Here is a 19,099-nt window from a genome sequence, read left to right as displayed (position 1 = left end):
GACATGCGGCGTGATTTGTCTCATGATGCGAGAGAGGATTTGTTGTCTTTCATCACCGCGCCGGGAATGCTCGATGCCATGGCACGGAGGGATTGGGTCCTAGGCGCGGATCGAGGCGCGGTGGCACGGGATCGAATCCTGCTCGAAGCCTCAGATATTGTCTCACGCAATGGATTTCAGGCGTTGACCATCGACGCGCTAGCTGCCCGACTGAATTGCTCACCCGCAACCGTCTACCGGCGAGCAGGCGGAAGAGCCGCGATCCTCGAGTGCCTCATATCGATGTTGTCCCAGCGTGTCATTCACGCGGTGCGCCAAGCCATCGCCGGGACCGAGGGGACCGAGCGTGTCTGCACGGCAGTCGTCGTTGGATTGGAATGCATGCGAGCCGAACCGCTCGGGAAGCTCATCATGGGCGACATCCGGCCAGACCGCGACGACGGCCCCGTCATGGCGTCACCGCTCGTAGCCAAGATTGCCGAAGAGATCATCGGGCACGATGACCCCATGGCTGCGCAATGGCTCATCAGAGTCACCTTCGCATTCTGGTATTGGCCCGTGAATGACAAGCAGATCGAGCACGAACTGGTGAGGCGGTTCGCCGCCCCATCGGTCATGATGGGGCTTCGGCCGTGACATTCGAACGGTGCTAGTTCTGTTCGACTTATGTCTCGGATGCCTGAATCTCGTCCACAGTCGCTTCTCGCACAGGATTTGCGGTAATCGTTGTGAAGACTTACTGATCGCGTCCGTCCGCCGCGTATGAGCGTCTTCGGATCATCGAGCCCCGCGGGGGGCGAGGTATTTGGTGCCGCATCGTCCGTCTTGTTCCGAGACCCCCGATCGCGGACATCGCACTTCCTAGTAGGCCCCTGTTCGTCGCTGACGCACCGATACCAGTCCAGCAGCCCCGACGCAGCTGTGTCTCGTGACGACCGAGCCACCTCGGCAGCGTTCAGGCGTGGGCGACGGACCCGTTGACCCTCGACCACGATGGCTCCGCTGCGGGTAGGTGCACGAGACGAGGGACATCGGTGACGTCTGAAAGCGTTTGGCGATTTGCGCCGTGACCGATGGCTACGCTCGGTCGGAAACGAACGGGACGGTGTCGCATCGAAGCTTGGAGAATGATGTCAGACGACGAGATAACCGCCAAATGGGATCCGACCTTCACCAGGCAGTTCAAGAACGTCGTGGGACCGTTTGTCAAGCGGTACTTCCGTGCCGAGGTCAACGGTCTGTCGGCGTTGCCGAGTAGCGGCGGCGCGCTCGTGGTGTGCAACCATTCCGGTGGTGTGCTCACTCCCGACGTGCTGATCTTCGCTCCGGCCTTTTACGACGCCTTCGGCTACGAACGCCCTCTTTACATCCTGGCCCACTACGGGGTGCTGATCGGCCCACTCGGGACGGTGTTCTCGCGCGCCGGTGGCATCGAAGCTTCCCGCGAGAACGCGGCAAAGGCACTGCATTCCGGTGGCGTGGTGCTGGTCTTCCCCGGTGGGGACTACGACGCGTTCCGGCCAACCAGGACGGCCAACGTCGTGGACTTCCAGGGCCGCACCGGCTACGTCCGTACGGCCTTGGCGACCGACGTGCCAATCGTGCCGGTGGTCTCGATCGGTGGCCAAGAGGCGCAACTGTTCTTAGCCCGTGGCGACGGATTGGCGAAGCGACTCGGTCTGAATAGAATTCGGCTCAAGGCGCTTCCGCTGGCGTTCGGGGTGCCCTTTGGATTGACCACCGTGCTGCCGCCCAACCTGCCTCTGCCCACGAAGATCATCATGGAGGTGCAGCAGCCAATAGATGTGCGGGCCCGATTTGGCGAAGAACCCGACGTCGACCAGGTCGATGCCCACGTACGGGGCGTCATGCAGGCAGCATTGGACAGACTGGCCAAGAAGCGCCGGTTCCCCATCCTTGGGTAGACCGCCAACGGGAACATGATTGGGTCGAGTGGCTCGAAGCGTGTAGCTACAGTCGGTGCAGCTACCGGTCGACAGATTCCGCTGCCGGGCAGGTAGATCTCGATTGGATTGTCGCAGAACGGCGACCGCTCGAGGGTTGCTCGGCTACCGTGCACGTATGCCCTTCGTGGGGTATGTCTGAGCCCGATCCATTTGGTGCTCGCGGCGCTGAAGGGATCCGGTCATCATCGGCATGTTGGCGGGGAGGACTGCGAGTAATTGACGGATTCGGACAGCTTCTCGCCCGCTACGTTCAGCCTCGCTGGTCGGGTCGCCGTCGTGACCGGTGGCGCTCGTGGAATTGGTGCTCGGGTGGCGGCGGTGCTGGCTGAAGCCGGAGCAACGGTGATCGTCGCTGACATTGATTACACGGGCGCCCAGCGCACAGCCGCTGCATTCGTCGAGGGAGGCTTGGCTGCCCACGCGGTGTGCGTCGACGTCTCCGACGAGTCGTCGGTCATGGCCTTTTGCGTGAACCTCGTGTCCGAGCACGGCACACCGTGGTTGTTGGTGAACAACGCTGGGCTCCAAGATCGAGAGGTGTTGTTCAAGGAGACTGTGGCGCAATGGGATCGGATCAACGCGGTGAATGCCCGGGGGGCCTTTCTCATGACCCGGGAGCTGGGTCAGGCCATGGCCATCGCTGGTGGTGGTGGACGCATTGTCAACATTGCCTCCAATGTGCTGCGCGGGTCCTTGATCAAGGGCGAGGCGGCCTACGCCGCATCGAAGGGTGCCTTGCTTGCCCTGAGCAGCGTCAGCGCCTTCGAGCTCTCCGAACACGCCATCACCGTCAACACCATTTTGCCCGGGTCAGTATTCACTCCGGGATCCATGGGGTCTCGCGGCCCGCAGCTCGAAGGACCGGCGCTGCGGCAGGCCCCATTCGGGCTCGTCGACGGACGCCAGATCGGAACCGCGGTTCTGTTCTTTGCCCTGCCCATTTCGCGCGGCATCACCAATCAGGCGCTGGCCGTTGATGCCGGCTTTTCGATCAGCTGACGAAAGAACGTGCGATCGAGGATGTCAAGCTGTCCTGTCGTCGCGAATCTGTTCGTTGCAGCCCACGGCGGAACGATCGCAGATTCCTTCGGCCACACTCTTGGAGCGGTGATCCGGGGCGTCCAGGTAGGTCGGGTTACAACGCCCGGAACCGGACCCACCGAAATCGCGCGTGGTTCAAAACGCATCGCCACGACCGTGTGTAGCGGTCACCGATTAGTTGGCTCCGCCCGGCAAGTCAGAGTGGCATGACAGAAGAGATCTTCACCGCCCTGCAGTGCGTCGCGATACCCGTCACCGATCAGGACCGCGCCAAGGCCTTGTTCGAGAATCTCGGCTTCGCCTCGACGATGGACACCGAGTTGCAGCCGGGCTTCCGTTGGATCGAGCTGGCCCCGCCCGCCGGGGGCACGTCGATTTCGCTGGTGATGACCGGAGACGATCTGCCCACTGGGATCGACACCGGCGTCCGACTGCTCACCGGCGATGCCCGAGCTGCGCGCGCCACGCTCGTCGAACTGCAATTAGAGGTGGGGGAGCTCCTAGATTGGGAGTCGGCGCCGTTGATGTTCGCCTTCCGCGACTTCGACGGCAATCGGTTCTACGTCACTCAAGACCACTGAGTGCACCTCTGCTCCGGTCCGTTCACGACCGAGTTGCGGACTGGGCGAGCTGTGCAGCGAGATCCCTAACTGGCGTGTTCATCTCCTGGGAGAGTGACGTCAGCATCGTGAAGGCGTGATCGGCGTCCACCCCGAACCGTTCCATGATCATCCCCTTCGCCTGTCCGATGACGTCGCGCGTCGCCAAGGCGGCCTGGAAGTGGCGTTCTCGCGTCGCAGAGACGAGCGCGACGGACGCGTAATTGGCGAGCACGGCACCCACCGCCTCCGAATCGGCCGTAAAGGCATTGGCTCGGAATCCGAACAAGCTCAACGTGGCCCGGCCGTCCCCGAGGGTGTCGACGGGATGGGACAGCAGGCTGCGAACGCCGGCGTCAGCGGCGAGCGGAGCGAACTGTGGCCACCTGCCGTCGGCGCGCAGGTCGGCGCAGCGGACCACGGTGCGCGTGCGAATCGCCTCCAGGCAGGGACCATGGCGTGACACCTGCTGCGCGGCGTCCAGCGACAGGGCAAGTTCCGAGGTTGCCGCAGAGGACCGAATGCGCCCCTCGTCGAGGAAGGACAGCTTGGCGCAGTCTGCCCCGGAAACCAACGCCACGGACGCGACCGTCACGTTGTGGATCACGTCGTCGACTGCCGCTCCGCCGGCCAGCATGGCCGCGAGTTCAGCGCGCGTCGACCGGCCCGTTCCGCCGTAGCCGTGGCGTTCGACGCCATGGCCTCCAGCGTCTCCTCGTCGTTCCTGATGGACCGTGCTCGTGTCCACTGGCTGGCTCCCGTGGTGTGCTCGTCGGGGTAGGTCACTGCGTGACGACTATGCCAACCCAGTGGAGTCTCAGCGTCGACCCACGAGAGCAACGAAATTCGTCGAGAATGGGCCCCGCGTGACCATCGTCGGAGCCCGGTACGCTGTCGAGAGGTGCAGCACCCGAACACGTTGGGCTGCAGTCGCTCTCGCTACCCACCCGGGCGAGCCGGGACGTCCACCACACGTCGACTTCGACCCCCGAGGTCCAAAAGGTGTGCCGAAGTTGCGCCTCGTGGACGAGTCCGGGCCATGGCGGATGGTGCAACCCTTGGATGGTGGGCCGTACATCGGCAGGGACCGACGAACGGAGGTATCCGGTGACGCATCCGTCGGGCGTCAAGGTGTTCCAACGACTGTTCCGGGCGGTCGCCAGCGTCGACCTCGGGGAGAACGACGTCCGCCGCTTCCACGAGTTCGTCGACGAGCAGATCGACGCGCTCGCCATCGCCGGTCGCAACTCGGCCAAGGCAAACGGTCGCGATGTGATCGAGCCTCAGGATCTCCCGATCACCAAGGGCGTTCAAGAGCGAATGAGGGAATTCGACGGCCTCGACGTCGCCGGGGAGGTTCGTGAACTGTTGGCCGAAACCATCCGACGGCCACCGGAGGACGTGACGTTCGCCGAAGACACCGAGCAACTCCTCCCCGAGCTGTTCGGCGGGCTCAGCGTTGCGGTCGCATCGTCGTTCCGCGTACTGGACTCGACCATGACACGGCCGTCGAGCGAGCACTGGGACCAGGTCTTCAAGATCTTCAGGCTGGTCTTCTAGATCCGGCGCCGAAACCCATCCCGACCGGCCGTGGGTCCTTCGACGCCACTCGCGACGATGCGAAGGAGAAAACAATGGCATCGCCATCTAGGTCGGCAGGCGCGGACCAGGACGCCTGGCTGCCCCGATCCGACGTCGTCGAGACCGACGGGGCCTACCTCATCGAAGTCGAGCTCCCCGGGGTACGCAGCGAGGACGTGGGAGTGGCGTTGAACGGCAACGAGTTCGTCGTCACCGGAGAGATCGCCGAGCGCGTACGCGAGGGGCTGTTTCGTCACCGAAACCGTCCGGTGGGGCGGTTCGACCTTCGCATCACGCTTCCGGGAGAGCTGAAGGAAGACGAGGTCGAGGTGTCCCTGGCCTACGGTGTCCTCAAAGCCTATGTGCCAAAGGCGAAGACGTCCACACCAGCACGACATGACGACTGATTGATTGGGGCGCAATCCATCTGAGGGGTCGAATCTGGGTGTGGAAATCGACCACCCGGGCCGAAGCGGTGGGTCCCGTGCATCGACCACCATGGTCATCACGGTGGCAGTCGTCATCGGTTACGTGGAAGGGAATCTCAATGCAGTACGAAGAATTCGTCACACGAGTGGCAGTGGACGTCGACGTCCCCGTGGAAGAGGCCGCGACCCTGACCCTGACCCTGGCCACCTTGGCCACGCTCGCCGAGCGAATCAGCGGGGGTGAAGCGCAGGACCTGGGCGACCAGCTGCCCGCCCCCTTGGACGCGGCCTTGCAGGGCACCCAGGAGAACGCGGTGGCGTTCGACTTCGAGCGGTTCGTCGAACTGACGGCCCAACGGGCCGACACCGATCGGGAGACCGCCGAACGGGCCGTCGACGCGGTGTTCGCCACCCTCCGCGAAGCGGTCACCCCCGGTGAGTTCGACGACGTGCTCAGTCAGCTCCCGACGGACTTCCATCGCCTCGGTACTGCTCAGTCTCGCTGAGCCCATCAGGAGGACGCGCACCGCGAAACCGATTGTCAGCACGGATGTCCAAGGGTTGCGGACGGTACCCAGGGGTATGGGCCGGCGCACCATCACATACCAGAACCGCGAGCACTTAGGAGCAACGATGTCACAGCACTCAACGGTCCAAGCCTCGGCCGTGCGAGCTCACGAACCGGCCCGCCGCGTCATCGCGACGTTCGACGATTACGCCGATGCCGAGCGGGCAGTCGACCACCTGTCCGATCAGGGTTTCGAAGTGGACAAGGTGGCCATCATCGGCCGCGACATGGAGTACCACGAACAAGTACTGGGCCGCCTGAACTACGGTGGGGCCGCTCTGCGTGGCGCCGGCTCCGGCGCAATCGTCGGCGCACTCATCGGATGGGTCTTCGGACTCTTCAACTGGATCGACCCGGTGCTCTCCGCCGCCGTGTTGGCCTGCTACGGAATCGTTTTCGGCGCCATCGTCGGCGCCCTGTTCGGATTGGCGATGCATGCCCTTCAGCGCGGCCGTCGAGACTTCCACTCGGTGAGCGCGGTGCGGCCCAAGTACTACGACGTCGTCGCCGACTCGTCAGTGGCCGACCGGGCGGTCCAACTGCTCAGTGGTGTCACCGACGGAAGGAACTGATCATGGCAACTGCGGTAGGAATCGATCTTGGGACGACCAACTCGGTGATCGCCGCCTGGCAGGGCGGGGAAGCCGTCGTGATTCCCAACGCCGAAGGCGCCAGGACCACGCCGTCGGTGGTGGCCTTCACCGAAGCCGGCGAGCGTCTGGTGGGTCAGTTGGCTCGGCGCCAGTCGATCATGAACCCCAAGGGCACGATCTACTCGGCGAAGCGGTTCATCGGTCGTCGCTTCGACGAGATATCGGACGAAGCCAAGGCGGTCAGCTTCGACGTCGTGGAGGGCGAGGGTGGCGCCGCCCGCTTCGAGGTGCGCGGCAAGCAGTACTCGCCGGAGGAGATCAGCGCGCAAGTGCTGCGCAAGCTGGTCGACGACGCGGGCAAGTTCCTCGGTGAGCGGGTCAAGGAAGCCGTGATCACCGTCCCGGCCTACTTCAACGACGCCCAGCGCAACGCCACCAAGGACGCCGGCCGAATCGCCGGCCTCGAGGTCCTGCGCATCATCAACGAACCGACCGCGGCCGCGCTGGCCTACGGCATGGACAAGAAGGGTCACGAGACCGTGCTGGTCTTCGACCTCGGTGGCGGGACGTTCGACGTCAGCCTGCTCGACGTCGGTGACGGCGTGGTCGAAGTGCGTGCGACGGCCGGAGATTCGCACCTTGGCGGTGACGACTTCGACCACCGACTCGTCGACTACCTTGCCGACGAGTTCCAGCGGGAGAACAACATCGACTTGCGCAAGGATCCCCAGGCACTGCAGCGGCTGTTCGAAGCGGCCGAGAAGGCCAAGGTCGAACTGTCGTCGGTGGCGCAGACTCAGGTGAACCTGCCGTTCGTGACCGCCGATGCCAGCGGTCCAAAGCACTTGACCACCACCGTCATGCGTTCGAAGTTCGACGACCTCACCGCCGATCTGGTCGAGCGGACGATGGGCCCGGTCAAGCAGGCGATGGCCGACGCCAAGGTCAGCGCCAACGACATCGACGAGGTGATCCTGGTCGGCGGTTCCACCCGGATTCCGGCCGTCCAGGCGTTGGTGCGCCGTCTCACCGGCGGCAAGGACCCCAACATGAGCGTCAACCCCGACGAGGTCGTCGCACTCGGTGCGGCGATCCAGGCCGGGGTGCTCAAGGGGGAGGTCTCCGACGTCCTTCTGCTCGACGTCACTCCACTCTCGCTCGGCGTGGAGACCGCCGGTGGCCTGATGACCAAGATCATCGAGCGCAACACCACGATCCCGGCCCGACGCAGCGAGGTGTTCACCACGGCGGCGGACAATCAGCCGGCCGTGGACATCGTCGTGCTGCAGGGTGAACGGGAACTCGCCGCCGACAACCGGGTGCTCGGCCGGTTCAAGTTGGAGAACATCCGGCCCGCGCGCCGAGGTGAACCACAGATCGAGGTCACCTTCGACATCGACGCCAACGGCATCCTGCACGTCACCGCACGGGATCAGGACACCGGCGGCGAGCAGGGCATCACCATCAGCGAACAGTCCAATCTCGACAAGGGCGAGGTGGAGCGGATGCTCGCCGAGGCCGAGAGGAACCGCGAGGAAGACGAGCGGCTCCGCAGGACCGTCGAGGCTCGCAACCAGCTCGACTCGGCGGCGTACCAGGTAGAGCGCAGGCTCGCCGAGCTCGGTGACTCGGCGGCGCCCCATGATCGGGCCCGTGCGGAGATGCTGGTCGCCGACGCCCGTCGGGCCGTGAGCGAGGACGCACCCATGGACCGCGTGCAGTCGCTGACCTCGGAGCTGCAGCAGATACTCCACGGGCTACAGCCCATGGCATCCGGAGGGAGCAACGGCCAGCCGACCGGCAACGGTCAGCCGTCGAGCAACGGACAGGGCTCGGTGGTCGGTGACGACGACGTGGTCGACGCCGAGTTCGACCGGGGCTGATCGACGATGGCCAGCCCCCAGGAGCAGTCTCGGGCCGACGCAGACGACCACCGGGTCGACGGAGATCCGGCGGAGCCGGTTGCCGCACCCAATGATTCGGAGGTCGCCAAACTGCAGGACCGCTGGAGGCGCGCGGTCGCCGATGCGGACAACCTGCGCAAGCGGTATGCCCGCGAGCTGGACCGCGAACGAGCGACCGAACGGTCGAGGGTGACCGGCGCGTGGCTTCCCGTCGTGGACAACCTCGAACGGGCGATCAGTCACGCCGGTGACCGTTCCGACGCGGTACTCGACGGTCTGCGAGGCATTCTGGACGAGGCGGTGGGGGTACTGGAGCGATTCGGCTATCCACGCGACACCCGAACCGGAGTGCCCTTCGACCCGGAACGTCACGAGGTGGTGGGCGTGGTGGATCGGTCGGACGTCGAACCCGGAACCGTCGTCGACGTCCTACGCCCGGGGTACGGCGACGGGCAACTACGCCCCACGGCCGTCGTGGTCAGTCGACGTGGGGAGTGACGCTCGGTGGCCCGCGACTTCTACGAGGTGCTCGGCGTATCGCGGGACGCGAGCGCCGATCAGATCCAGCAGGCGTTCCGCACCCTGGCTCGCAAGTACCACCCCGACGTCAACAAGGATCCGTCGGCCGAGGACCGCTTCAAGGAGATCAACGAGGCCTACCACGTCCTGACCGATCCCGACACCCGCAAGCGCTACGACCGATTCGGAGAGGACTTCGACAAGGTCCCCGAGGATTGGGAGGAGCGGGTGGGTGCCGGGGCTGGCGGTCCGCGCGGCGGACGACCCTCCGGTGGCCGGGTGCGCTACGGGCAGGGGTTCGGAGGCGGTTTCGGTGGTGCCGACGGCATCAACATCGAAGACCTGTTCGGCGACATGTTCAGCGGCAGTGGGGGATTCGGGCCATCTCCTGGAGCCGACCAGGAAGCCGTGCTCGAGCTGACCGTCGAGGAGGCCTACCGGGGTGGCAAACGCCAGCTGTCGATAGGCGGCCGTGACTACGGAGTCAACATTCCCGCCGGCGTCGTCGACGGTCAACGCATCCGGCTGGCGGGAGAGGGCGGCCGGGGTAGTGGCAACGGGCCCGCCGGCGATCTGTATCTGGTGGTGCACATTCGGCCTCATCCCAGGTTTCGGCTCGACGGTCGCGACGTCACCGTCGACCTGCCGGTCTCCCCGTGGGAGGCCGTGCTGGGAACCACCGTCGCCGTGCCGACACCCGGTGGGGACGCCAAGGTCAAGGTTCCGCCGGGGTCGTCGACCGGCAGACGGTTGCGGCTGCGCGGGGAGGGCATGCCCAATCCCCGGGGGCCCGCGGGTGACCTCTACGCCGAGATCAAGGTCGTCGTCCCCACCACCCCGACAGCACGAGAACGCGAGTTGTTCGAACAGCTGGCCGCCGATTCCACCTTCGATCCGAGGAGGTCACGATGACCGCTCCACGCCACGTGCTGGTCCGGCGGACCGGTATGGGGCTCGACGAGTTCGCGTCCCGCTGCGGGTTGCATCCCGACATGGTGCGCCGGTTGGTGGCACTCGGTCTGCTCACCCACCGCCGCGACGTGCAAGGCGACCTTTGGTTCGAACCGCCCGCGGTGACGACGGTTGCCCGAATCCACCGGTTGCGCAGGGGCCTTGGGCTCAACTACGCCGCGATCGGGCTGGTGCTCGACCTGCTGGACCGCATCGACGAACTCGAATCCGTGTCTCGACGAAGGAGGACGTCCCGGTGGACGTGAACAAGTTGACGCAGAAGTCGCAGGAGGCCCTGTCGGAGGCGCAGAGCATCGCAACCCGCATGGGCCACACCGAGGTCGACGACGGACACCTGCTGATGGCGCTCGTCGACCAGCCCGGGGGACTGGTGCCCCGCCTGCTGGACCAGACGGGCGCCGACACCGAGGCGCTGCGCGCCGACGTGGAGCGCGAGCTGAACCGTCGGCCCAAGGTCAGCGGCCCCGGCGCCACGCCCGGCCAGGTGTCCGTGACCCGACGCCTTGCCGGCATCCTGGAGGCCGCCGAGCGCGAGGCCACCCGGCTCAAGGACGACTACGTGTCGGTGGAGCACTTGGTCATCGCGATGGCCGAGACGGGCTCGGAGAGTACGGCAGGGCGAATCTTGCTCTCTCACAACGTCACGAGGGACTCGTTCCTGGCCGCACTGGCCAAGGTTCGCGGCAACCAGCGGGTCACCTCCGCCACCCCCGAGGGGGCCTACGAGTCGCTCGAGAAGTACGGCCGCGACTTGGTCGCCGAGGCTCGCGCCGGCAGGCTGGATCCGGTGATCGGACGCGACGCCGAGATTCGCCGCGTGACTCAGATCCTCAGCCGCAAGACCAAGAACAACCCGGTGCTCATCGGTGATCCCGGCGTCGGCAAGACCGCGATCGTGGAGGGTCTGGCCCAGCGCATCGTGCGCGGGGACGTCCCGGAGGGCCTGCGTGACAAGACCGTGTTCTCCCTCGACATGGGCGCACTGGTGGCAGGGGCCAAGTATCGCGGCGAATTCGAGGAACGGCTGCAGGCGGTGCTGTCGGAGGTCAAGGCAGGCGCGGGTCAGATTCTGCTGTTCGTCGACGAACTGCACACGGTGGTGGGTGCCGGCGCGACGGAGGGATCCCTCGACGCCGGCAACATGCTCAAGCCGATGCTGGCCCGCGGCGAGCTGCACATGATCGGCGCGACCACCCTCGACGAGTATCGCAAGCACATCGAGAAGGACGCCGCCCTGGAGCGCCGGTTCCAGACCGTGCTGGTCGACGAGCCCGACGTCGAGGACGCCATCTCGATCCTGCGCGGACTGCGCGAGCGCCTCGAGGTCTTTCACGGCGTACGGATTCAAGACGGGGCACTGGTGGCCGCTGCGACGCTGTCGCATCGCTACATCACCGATCGCTTCCTGCCCGACAAGGCCATCGATTTGGTCGACGAGGCCTGTGCCCGGTTGCGCACCGAAATAGATTCCATGCCTGCGGAATTGGACGAGATCACGCGCCGGGTAACCCGCCTGGAAATCGAAGAGGCCGCCCTGGCGAAGGAAACCGACCCGGCGAGCAAGTCCCGGTTGGAGGAGCTGCGGAAGGAACTGGCCGATCTGCGGGCTGAGGCCGACGCCCAGCATGCGCAATGGGATGCCGAACGACAGGCGATCCGACGGGTGCAGGAACTGCGTGGGCGACTCGAACAGCTGCGGGTCGAGGCCGACGAAGCCGAACGCCAATACGACCTCAACCGCGCCGCCGAGCTGCGGTACGGCGAGATCACCGAGCTGGAGCGCAAACTGCGCGCGGCTGAAGACCAGTTGCAGGCCAAACAGGGCGCGAAGCCCCTGCTGCGCGAAGTCGTGACCGACGACGAGATCGCCGAGATCGTGGCCGCGTGGACCGGTATCCCCGTCGCACGGTTGCAGGAGGGTGAGCGCGACAAGCTGCTGCGGCTCGACGAGATACTGCACGAGCGGGTGATCGGGCAGGAGGAGGCGGTGCAACTGGTGTCAGACGCGGTGATCCGGGCCCGCTCCGGAATTCGTGACCCGCGCCGCCCCATCGGTTCGTTCATCTTCCTGGGGCCCACCGGGGTCGGCAAGACCGAGCTGGCGAAGACGGTGGCCGCTGCGCTGTTCGACAGCGAGGACAACATGGTCCGGCTCGACATGAGCGAATACCAGGAGCGGCACACGGTGAGCCGCCTGGTGGGTGCGCCACCGGGCTACGTCGGGTACGAGGAGGGCGGCCAGCTCACCGAAGCGGTACGGCGCAAGCCCTATTCGGTGGTGCTGCTCGACGAGATCGAGAAGGCGCACACCGACGTGTTCAACACCCTGCTGCAGGTCCTCGACGACGGCAGGCTCACCGACTCCCAGGGACGGCAGGTGGACTTTCGCAACACCGTGGTCATCATGACCTCGAACATCGGATCCCACCACCTGCTCGACGGCGTCACCCCGGACGGCGAGATCATGCCGGAGGCGCGTGACCGGGTGATGTCCGAGCTGCGTGGGCACTTCCGGCCCGAATTCCTCAACCGCGTCGACGACATCGTGCTGTTCACCCCGTTGTCGGTGCCGCAGCTCGAGCGGATCGTCGACCTACAGCTGTCTGAGCTGCGAAACCGGCTGGCGGAGAGGCAGATCGAGCTCCACGTCACCACCGAAGCGCGCCGGATGATCGCCCAGCACGGTTACGATCCGGTCTACGGGGCACGGCCGCTGCGCCGCTTCATCGCCCACGAGGTGGAGACCAAGATCGGCCGCGCGCTGCTTCGCGGCGACATCGCCGGTGGCGGCACGATCCGCATCTCGGTGGTGAACGGCGAGCTCGCCGTGGGTTATTCGGAGCCCGCCCTGGCGGCCTGACGGCCTCGTGCTGGACCGCCGTTGGGCAGCATGGCTACTCGTCGAAACGCTGCCGCTGCCGGATGCCGTAGGCGGCCGCCTTCACGCCCTCGTCGTCTTCCAGTCCCGACCCCAACGCACCGCCGACGGTGGCGATGCAGGCCACCAACCAGGCAAGTGAAAGGTAGTCCCCGGTCGACACCGGATGCCCGACCGTCTGCTCGAATACGTCTGGTCGCAACGTGATGCTGGCCGCGAAGAGTATCGAGACGAACAAGGCCACCTGTAGCACCGCGACGCCGATGGTCAGGGTGATCACGGTCGCGACGTTGTAGAGCATCGACCGGGCACGTTCTGCGGCTGACTCCGGGCGCTCCCACAGTTCGTGATCGAGGATCAGCCACGCGACCATCGCTGCAATCGACAGGACGGTGGTCACGCCGATTCGCCACGGGCCCATGGTGTCGGCGAACAGCCAGATCGTGTCGGTGGCGAGCGCCAGCGCGCCGGATCCCAACGCCACGACGAGCACCTTCGACAGTCCGGCGACCAAGCGCCATGGACGATTTGCCCGCACCATTCCCGCCAGCAGACGGAGCCGGCGAAGCCCACGTGGCGCGTAGTAGCGGATGCCGTCGGGAATGTCGGCAGACCTCAACCGAGCGGCCATTCGTGGTAGCAGTTCGGGGCGTTCGGTGACCACGGCGATGGTCAGGACGACGAGGTCGAACGCCCGCCGGGTGACCCACGTGGCACCGACGCCGGCTACGGCGATGAGCCCGAAACGGTGTGCAGTGCTGACCTCGGCGAGGATTGGTATGCGGTCGTCTCGACGGGGCAGGTCGGTCAGGTAGACGACGACGTCGGCGCCCTTCTCAGCCGGTTGCACTGCCTCCACGACCTCGAGGAACGACGTGCGTTCGTCGCGGAGAAACGGCTCGACCCGAACCTCGGCCTCCCAGTGCGCCGGTGAGCCCGGCCCGTCGGTCTGGCCGTCGGGCAGCGTCATGGCGACGTGCCGTGCCAGGCGTGCCGGCATTCCTGGGTCGGCGATCAGCAACACCGTGAACTTGCTATCGGTCAATGTCACTCCCCACGGCGACGGACGACGCCAGTGCCACCCGGTACCCCGGGCGCGGCGGTCCAAACGGGTCCCGTCCCCGAGGGTCTGCTCGGATGCCGTCTTTTGGCACTCCAGGGCCGATGCCGGGAGGCGTCCCGGTTGGCAGAGTCAGGGGGGTGAGCGGAACACGGGTCCGTCAGTCCGACGAAGGAGTGCCATGACGTTTCACATCACGACGTGCCCGCACTGCGAGAAGCGCAATCGGGTACGGGGCGCGGCGACGGGACGACCCCGCTGCGCGAACTGTGGACGATGGTTGCCGTGGATCGCCGACGCCGACGACGGCGACTTCGACGAGGTGGTTCGCACCGCCTCGTTGCCCGTCCTCGTCGACGTGTGGGCAACCTGGTGCGGGCCCTGCCGGGTGGTCAGCCCCGTCCTCGAACAGCTGGCCACCGAACGGTCCGGCGAGCTCAAACTCGTGAAGGTGGACGTCGACCGGGCCCCGGCGGTTGGGCAGCGGTTCGCCGTTCAGGCGGTTCCCACCCTGCTGGTCGTCGACCGCGACGGCGAGGTGCTCGGCCGACGGTCCGGCGCGGCACCCGTTGCCGCCCTGCGTGATTGGCTCGACCACACGCTCTCGGGTGACCGGACGACGGAGGCGCGAGCATGAGCACGTCGGTGGGCGTCGACCCGCACGTGACCGCGATCCGCGACGTACACCCCCACTCCGCCGGCTGCGAGGAATGTCTGCGCCTCGGGACGCCGTGGGTTCACCTGAGGCTGTGCCTGACGTGTGGGCACGTCGGCTGCTGCGACTCGTCGCCGATGCGGCATGCCCGCATGCACGCGGGCGTTCAGGCGCACCCCATCGTCGAATCCATGGAGGCGGGCCCGAAGTGGCGGTGGTGCTATGTCCACGAGAACTATGTCTGAGGCCGTGGCGGACCGGCGTGCGACCACCCCGCCGGACGAAACCCCCGACATGGACGGTGCGTACCCGCGACTGGACGGCCATCAGATCGCGATCCTGGAGGCCGGCGGCTCACGGCGATCCGTCGACGAGGGCGAGACCTTGGTGTGCGAGGGCGAACGCTCCGACTACTTCTTCGTCATCCTGTCGGGTCACGTTGCGATCAGCACGAGCGATGACGCGGGAGGGCGGCACGTCATTCGCGTGCACGGCCCCGGCCGGTTCCTGGGTGAGCTGGGTGAGCTCGAAGGCCAACCCGCCTTCTACACCGCCGAAGTGGTCGACGCCGGCGAAGTGCTGGTGGTGCCGATCGAGCGCGTCCGGGACCTGGCCGCCCACGACCCGGCTCTCAGCGACGTGATCCTGCGGGCGTATCTGATCCGTCGATCGCTGCTGATCGAGCAGGGCACCGGGCTGCGCCTCATCGGTTCCTGCTTCAACCCCGACACCGTGCGACTTCGCGAGTTCTTGACGCGAAACCGGTTGCCGCACAAGTGGTTGGACGTGGAGCGTGACAAACATGCCGAACGGCTGCTGCAACGATTCGGAATTGGCTGTCAGGACACGCCGGTGGTGATCTGGGCCGGCACGGTGTTGCGAAACCCGACCAACGCGGAGCTGGCTCGCCGGGTCGGACTGTCCGTGCCCGACCCGGCGTCCGCCGAAGTCGACGTCGTCGTCGTGGGGGCAGGGCCGGCCGGCCTAGCCGCGGCGGTCTACGGCGCATCGGACGGTCTCTACACCGGGGCGCTGGAGCGGATCGCCAGCGGCGGGCGGGCCGGCACGTCGTCACGCATCGAGAACTACCTCGGGTTCCCGGCCGGCATCTCCGGTTCCGACCTGGCGGAAAGGGCGTGTCTGCAAGCCGGGAAGTTCGGCGCCCGAGTCATGGTGTCGGCCGAGGCAATCGGACTGGACTCCGACGGTGAGCACCACGTGATCCGACTCGCCGATGACACGTCGGTGGCTGCGCGCGCCGTCGTGCTCGCCACGGGGGTGCGGTATCGCAGGCTCGCGGTACCGGGGATCGACCGGTTCGAGGGCAACAGCGTGTACTACGCGGCCACCGTGCAGGAAGCGCTGTCCTGCGGCACCGATCCCGTCGTCGTCGTGGGCGGCGGCAACTCGGCGGGTCAGGCCGCGGTGTTCCTGGCGACCAGGGTGGTTCGGGTGTCCGTCCTGATCCGTGGCGACGACCCCAACCAGGACATGTCGCGCTACCTCGTCGACCAAATACTGCAGCACCCGCGAATCACCGTGCGGACGTCCACCGAAGTCGTGGGCGTCGACGGCGACGACGAACTCACCGCCGTGGTGGCCCGAGACAGACGGACCGGGGAGCAGTATTCGCTCGACGCGCGGTCGCTGTTCGTCTTCATCGGAGGCGCGCCCAATACGGCCTGGCTGGCCGGCGCCGTGGAACTCGACGACCACGGATACGTCGCCACCGGGTCCGCCGCCCTCTACGCTCGGACCGGCCGCGCCACGGGGCGAATGCCGCTGACGCTGGAGACCAGCCGCCCGGGTGTCTTCGCCGCGGGCGACGTCCGCAGCGGCTCGGTCAAGCGAGTGGCGTCCGCGGTGGGCGAGGGATCGATGGCGATCCGGCACGTCCACGAATACTTCGGGGCGTGATCGCCTGTAAAGTCCGATCAATGCCGTTGGTGAGAATCGATGTCCTGCAGGGCTACACGGCCGCCGAGCGCACGTCGATCGGAGACTGCGTGCAACGCGCGATGGTCGAGACCCTCGGCGTGCCCGAGCGCGACCGATTTCAGATCGTCACCGAGCACCAGCCGGACGGATTTGCGTTCAACCGCTCCTACCTCGACGTCGACCGCACCGACCGCTTCGTCATGGTCGCCGTCACCTTGTCCTCCGGTCGGAGCCCCGAGGCCAAGCAGGCGTTCTACGCGCGTCTCGCCGAACTGCTCGGCGAACGGATCGGTGTGCGCGCCGAGGATCTCGCCGTGGTCCTGACCGAGAACGAGCGACACGACTGGTCCTTTGGCCGCGGCGAGGCCAGCTACGTCGTCATCCCCAAGGAGCAGTGGCGCTGACCCACGGTCGCCGAGACTACGGTCGTTGCGCCCGAAACCCGTGATCGTGCGCAACAAGCGTAGTTTCGCGAGTGTCGGGCCGTCAGGTCCGGCGCCACCGGGACCGCCACGGCCGCGTCGACCGAATCGGCCGGTCGGCCGGGCGACGCGCGGCGGCGATCTGCTCGGCGAACTCGGTCCCGTTGGCCGGTCGGCGGCGGGGGTCCTTCTGCAAGGCCGTGGCGACGAGGTCCTGCAGTGGCTTGCCTGCGGTGTCCGGCAGCTGAGCCGGCTCGTCCTCCATGTGGCTCATGGCGATGGACAACGGATCCTTGCCGGCGAACAACGGTGTGCCCGTGATCATCTCGTATCCGACCACGGCGAGTGCGTACACGTCGCTGGCCGCGGTGGCGACGTCGCCGCGGGCTTGCTCCGGCGACATGTACCGGGCGGTGCCCATCACCGTTCCGACGTGCGTCAGGGTGGCTTCGCCGAGCACCCGCACGATGCCGAAGTCGGTGAGCTTGGCCGCGCCGTCCTTGGTCACCAGGATGTTGCTCGGCTTGACGTCGCGGTGCACCACCCCCGCGGCGTGGGCGTGTCCGAGCGCCCGTGCCACGCCCTCCAACACGTTGAGCGTCCGCCCGACGGGCAGCCGCTCGGACCGGTGGATCAGCGCGCTGAGGGATTCGCCCCTGATGAATTCGGTGGCCAGGTAGGTGATGGCCTGGCCACCGGGCGCGGCGGGATCGACGACGTGGCCGTAGTCGACGAAACGGGCGATGCCGGGATGGTCGAGCGACGCGACCGTGTCGGCCTCTCGGCGAAAACGCGCCTGGATCACCAGGTCCTCGGCGACGTCGTCGCGCAGGATCTTCAGCGCGACGACCCTCCTGGTCGGCAGATCCGTCGCCTCCCAGACCTGCCCGGTGCCACCGAAGCCGATGAGTCGCTTGAGCTTGAAGCGGTCGGCGACCACCAGCCCGGCCATGCGCGTCACGGCAGTGCGTCACCGGCCCCGGTCGCGGTGCGTGGGGTCGTGCAGGGCGGCCAGGCGAGCGTTGTAGGCAGCCAACGCGGCATCGTCGTCGTCCAAGTCGACCGAGCCGTCGGAGGTCGTGTCGGCACCGAGGGTCGCGCCCCTGCGCACGCCGTCGAGCCATGGTCCGAGACTCGTGCCGGTGCGATCACCGCTGGCGACCCAGCGGCCGCCGACGATCACCATCAGAACCATCATCAGACCGTCTCCGCCAAACCACATGACCGCTCCGGCGGTGGCCTGGTCGGCCAGCGCCGATGGACCCCAGTCGCGCGACGCCGCGTACGCCGGTGCCAGGGGAGTGCTGGTCATCATCAGCATGATTCCGACCAAGGTGTCGGGGAACATGCAGATGGCCAGCACGACGAATCTCAGCAGGTGCGCCAGCGGCGGCTCAGTGGTCGACTCGTCGCCCACCAGAGGCAGCAGCAACAGGTAGCCGGCCACCAGGTACAGGACCAGCTCCCCGTCGTGTATCCATTCGTGCTGGCTCATCGCCTCTTGGAAACCGGTGAGGTGCGTGAGCACCAGAACGGCGGCGTAGAGCGGCACCGCGAGGCGCGGCGAAATCAGCCACCGAAACGCCCGTCCGCGGCGGGCACCGTCGACGCGGTCACCGATCGGGCCGCCGACGTCGTGCGCCAACCGGAGGGGCTGGGCCCAGACGAGAAGGGCCGGCACCACGGTGATGAGGATGAGGTGCACGATCATGTGCACCCAGAACAGGTGGTGGGAGTACACCGCCAGGGGGCCGTTGACCACCAGGACGAGGAGCACGGCGGCGACCGCGGCCGAGGCGGTACGCGACGGCGCCCACCGCTGCCCGTGCCGGCGCAGCCTGATCAGCATCGCCAGGTAGCCGGCCACGCCGAGCGCGATCAGCAGGTCGGCCACCGGTGAGGCGGTCCACGCCGCCAGGACGGCGGCCAGATCGGGCGGCGGCGCAGCATCCATGTTCACCATTGCAGTATGCA

At 66.7% G+C, this 19,099-nt stretch carries 21 protein-coding genes; 17 read left to right on the top strand and 4 right to left on the bottom strand.

The genetic code is table 11. From position 1 onward, the window contains the following. The first annotated feature begins 3 nt into the window (after positions 1-3). The 4 genes from H7K45_RS21465 (at position 4) to H7K45_RS21450 (ending at position 3,589) form a co-directional block, all read left to right on the top strand. Positions 4-636 carry a TetR/AcrR family transcriptional regulator gene (locus H7K45_RS21465; RefSeq protein WP_263997981.1) on the top strand — a complete coding sequence of 211 codons (633 nt, stop codon included), beginning with the start codon at positions 4-6 and terminating at the stop codon, positions 634-636. A gap of 494 nt (positions 637-1,130) precedes the next feature. After that, complete coding sequence (locus H7K45_RS21460) at positions 1,131-1,925, top strand: lysophospholipid acyltransferase family protein (protein WP_263998395.1); 795 nt, start codon at positions 1,131-1,133, stop codon at positions 1,923-1,925. A gap of 318 nt (positions 1,926-2,243) precedes the next feature. Then, positions 2,244-2,966 (top strand): SDR family NAD(P)-dependent oxidoreductase, encoded by a 723-nt coding sequence (locus H7K45_RS21455; protein ID WP_263998394.1) that lies wholly within the window; start codon positions 2,244-2,246, stop codon positions 2,964-2,966. A 248-nt stretch (positions 2,967-3,214) separates the two neighbouring features. Continuing rightward, positions 3,215-3,589, top strand: a complete 375-nt coding sequence (locus H7K45_RS21450) for a VOC family protein (protein WP_263997980.1) — start codon at positions 3,215-3,217, stop codon at positions 3,587-3,589. Positions 3,590-3,611: 22 nt separating this feature from the next. On the opposite strand, the gene H7K45_RS21445 is transcribed toward H7K45_RS21450, so the two are convergent. After that, positions 3,612-4,355, bottom strand: coding sequence for an ANTAR domain-containing protein (locus H7K45_RS21445; protein WP_263997979.1), 744 nt, complete (start codon positions 4,353-4,355; stop codon positions 3,612-3,614). Between the two features lie 359 nt (positions 4,356-4,714). Between H7K45_RS21445 and H7K45_RS21440 the strand changes: the two genes are divergently transcribed. The 9 genes from H7K45_RS21440 (at position 4,715) to clpB (ending at position 13,032) form a co-directional block, all read left to right on the top strand. After that, on the top strand, positions 4,715-5,167 hold the full coding sequence (locus tag H7K45_RS21440) for a DUF1931 family protein (protein ID WP_263997978.1): 453 nt from the start codon (positions 4,715-4,717) through the stop codon (positions 5,165-5,167). A 74-nt stretch (positions 5,168-5,241) separates the two neighbouring features. After that, the gene (locus tag H7K45_RS21435; RefSeq protein ID WP_263997977.1) at positions 5,242-5,595 is read left to right on the top strand and encodes an Hsp20/alpha crystallin family protein; all 354 of its coding nucleotides are present in this window, start codon (positions 5,242-5,244) and stop codon (positions 5,593-5,595) included. A gap of 140 nt (positions 5,596-5,735) precedes the next feature. Then, positions 5,736-6,122 carry a DUF2267 domain-containing protein gene (locus H7K45_RS21430; RefSeq protein ID WP_263997976.1) on the top strand — a complete coding sequence of 129 codons (387 nt, stop codon included), beginning with the start codon at positions 5,736-5,738 and terminating at the stop codon, positions 6,120-6,122. A 127-nt stretch (positions 6,123-6,249) separates the two neighbouring features. Then, positions 6,250-6,756 carry a YflT domain-containing protein gene (locus tag H7K45_RS21425; protein WP_263997975.1) on the top strand — a complete coding sequence of 169 codons (507 nt, stop codon included), beginning with the start codon at positions 6,250-6,252 and terminating at the stop codon, positions 6,754-6,756. Positions 6,757-6,758: 2 nt separating this feature from the next. Beyond that, positions 6,759-8,660 (top strand): molecular chaperone DnaK, encoded by a 1,902-nt coding sequence (gene dnaK / locus H7K45_RS21420; RefSeq protein WP_263997974.1) that lies wholly within the window; start codon positions 6,759-6,761, stop codon positions 8,658-8,660. A 6-nt stretch (positions 8,661-8,666) separates the two neighbouring features. Next, positions 8,667-9,179, top strand: a complete 513-nt coding sequence (locus H7K45_RS21415) for a nucleotide exchange factor GrpE (protein ID WP_263997973.1) — start codon at positions 8,667-8,669, stop codon at positions 9,177-9,179. A gap of 6 nt (positions 9,180-9,185) precedes the next feature. Continuing rightward, positions 9,186-10,112: a DnaJ C-terminal domain-containing protein gene (locus H7K45_RS21410; protein ID WP_263997972.1), complete on the top strand. Its 927-nt coding sequence runs from the start codon at positions 9,186-9,188 to the stop codon at positions 10,110-10,112. After that, positions 10,109-10,417 (top strand): chaperone modulator CbpM, encoded by a 309-nt coding sequence (locus tag H7K45_RS21405; RefSeq protein ID WP_263997971.1) that lies wholly within the window; start codon positions 10,109-10,111, stop codon positions 10,415-10,417. Before H7K45_RS21410 ends, H7K45_RS21405 begins: the two co-directional genes overlap by 4 nt. Continuing rightward, entirely contained in the window at positions 10,408-13,032 is a 2,625-nt protein-coding gene (gene clpB / locus H7K45_RS21400) for an ATP-dependent chaperone ClpB (protein ID WP_263997970.1), read from the top strand. The genes H7K45_RS21405 and clpB overlap by 10 nt, the downstream gene beginning before the upstream one ends. A 34-nt stretch (positions 13,033-13,066) precedes the next feature. Here clpB and H7K45_RS21395 read toward each other — a convergent pair whose 3' ends face one another. Further along, complete coding sequence (locus H7K45_RS21395) at positions 13,067-14,050, bottom strand: hypothetical protein (protein ID WP_263998393.1); 984 nt, start codon at positions 14,048-14,050, stop codon at positions 13,067-13,069. Between the two features lie 241 nt (positions 14,051-14,291). On the opposite strand from H7K45_RS21395, the gene trxA reads away from it, so the two are divergent. From trxA to H7K45_RS21375, 4 genes are read left to right on the top strand one after another with little or no spacing between them, the layout of a single operon-like run. Further along, positions 14,292-14,747, top strand: a complete 456-nt coding sequence (gene trxA, locus H7K45_RS21390) for a thioredoxin (RefSeq protein ID WP_263997969.1) — start codon at positions 14,292-14,294, stop codon at positions 14,745-14,747. Beyond that, on the top strand, positions 14,744-15,010 hold the full coding sequence (locus H7K45_RS21385) for a UBP-type zinc finger domain-containing protein (protein WP_263997968.1): 267 nt from the start codon (positions 14,744-14,746) through the stop codon (positions 15,008-15,010). Before trxA ends, H7K45_RS21385 begins: the two co-directional genes overlap by 4 nt. Continuing rightward, a complete protein-coding gene (locus tag H7K45_RS21380; RefSeq protein ID WP_263997967.1) occupies positions 15,003-16,682 on the top strand; it encodes an FAD-dependent oxidoreductase in 1,680 nt (559 codons plus the stop codon). The genes H7K45_RS21385 and H7K45_RS21380 overlap by 8 nt, the downstream gene beginning before the upstream one ends. A 20-nt stretch (positions 16,683-16,702) precedes the next feature. After that, the gene (locus H7K45_RS21375) at positions 16,703-17,107 is read left to right on the top strand and encodes a tautomerase family protein (RefSeq protein WP_263997966.1); all 405 of its coding nucleotides are present in this window, start codon (positions 16,703-16,705) and stop codon (positions 17,105-17,107) included. A gap of 82 nt (positions 17,108-17,189) precedes the next feature. On the opposite strand, the gene H7K45_RS21370 is transcribed toward H7K45_RS21375, so the two are convergent. Then, positions 17,190-18,077, bottom strand: a complete 888-nt coding sequence (locus tag H7K45_RS21370) for a serine/threonine-protein kinase (RefSeq protein WP_263997965.1) — start codon at positions 18,075-18,077, stop codon at positions 17,190-17,192. Positions 18,078-18,095: 18 nt separating this feature from the next. Beyond that, positions 18,096-19,079, bottom strand: coding sequence for a cytochrome c oxidase assembly protein (locus H7K45_RS21365; RefSeq protein WP_263997964.1), 984 nt, complete (start codon positions 19,077-19,079; stop codon positions 18,096-18,098). Positions 19,080-19,099 lie beyond the last annotated feature (20 nt).

It is taken from the genome of Mycobacterium yunnanensis, assembly GCF_025823185.1.
Lineage (GTDB): Bacteria > Actinomycetota > Actinomycetes > Mycobacteriales > Mycobacteriaceae > Mycobacterium > Mycobacterium yunnanensis.
This window is presented reverse-complemented; position numbering and strand designations above follow the sequence as displayed.

What these genes read in the sequence shown, in the direction of transcription:
- H7K45_RS21465 (WP_263997981.1), top strand. Translation starts at nt 4, where the DNA reads ATGCGGCGTGATTTGTCTCATGATGCGAGAGAGGATTTGTTGTCTTTC.
- H7K45_RS21405 (WP_263997971.1), top strand. Translation starts at nt 10,109, where the DNA reads ATGACCGCTCCACGCCACGTGCTGGTCCGGCGGACCGGTATGGGGCTC.
- H7K45_RS21385 (WP_263997968.1), top strand. Translation starts at nt 14,744, where the DNA reads ATGAGCACGTCGGTGGGCGTCGACCCGCACGTGACCGCGATCCGCGAC.
- H7K45_RS21375 (WP_263997966.1), top strand. Translation starts at nt 16,703, where the DNA reads ATGCCGTTGGTGAGAATCGATGTCCTGCAGGGCTACACGGCCGCCGAG.
- H7K45_RS21430 (WP_263997976.1), top strand. Translation starts at nt 5,736, where the DNA reads ATGCAGTACGAAGAATTCGTCACACGAGTGGCAGTGGACGTCGACGTC.
- H7K45_RS21435 (WP_263997977.1), top strand. Translation starts at nt 5,242, where the DNA reads ATGGCATCGCCATCTAGGTCGGCAGGCGCGGACCAGGACGCCTGGCTG.
- H7K45_RS21380 (WP_263997967.1), top strand. Translation starts at nt 15,003, where the DNA reads ATGTCTGAGGCCGTGGCGGACCGGCGTGCGACCACCCCGCCGGACGAA.
- H7K45_RS21425 (WP_263997975.1), top strand. Translation starts at nt 6,250, where the DNA reads ATGTCACAGCACTCAACGGTCCAAGCCTCGGCCGTGCGAGCTCACGAA.
- dnaK (WP_263997974.1), top strand. Translation starts at nt 6,759, where the DNA reads ATGGCAACTGCGGTAGGAATCGATCTTGGGACGACCAACTCGGTGATC.
- trxA (WP_263997969.1), top strand. Translation starts at nt 14,292, where the DNA reads ATGACGTTTCACATCACGACGTGCCCGCACTGCGAGAAGCGCAATCGG.
- H7K45_RS21460 (WP_263998395.1), top strand. Translation starts at nt 1,131, where the DNA reads ATGTCAGACGACGAGATAACCGCCAAATGGGATCCGACCTTCACCAGG.
- H7K45_RS21450 (WP_263997980.1), top strand. Translation starts at nt 3,215, where the DNA reads ATGACAGAAGAGATCTTCACCGCCCTGCAGTGCGTCGCGATACCCGTC.
- H7K45_RS21365 (WP_263997964.1), bottom strand. Translation starts at nt 19,079, where the DNA reads ATGGATGCTGCGCCGCCGCCCGATCTGGCCGCCGTCCTGGCGGCGTGG.
- H7K45_RS21415 (WP_263997973.1), top strand. Translation starts at nt 8,667, where the DNA reads ATGGCCAGCCCCCAGGAGCAGTCTCGGGCCGACGCAGACGACCACCGG.
- H7K45_RS21395 (WP_263998393.1), bottom strand. Translation starts at nt 14,050, where the DNA reads ATGCCGGCACGCCTGGCACGGCACGTCGCCATGACGCTGCCCGACGGC.
- H7K45_RS21370 (WP_263997965.1), bottom strand. Translation starts at nt 18,077, where the DNA reads ATGGCCGGGCTGGTGGTCGCCGACCGCTTCAAGCTCAAGCGACTCATC.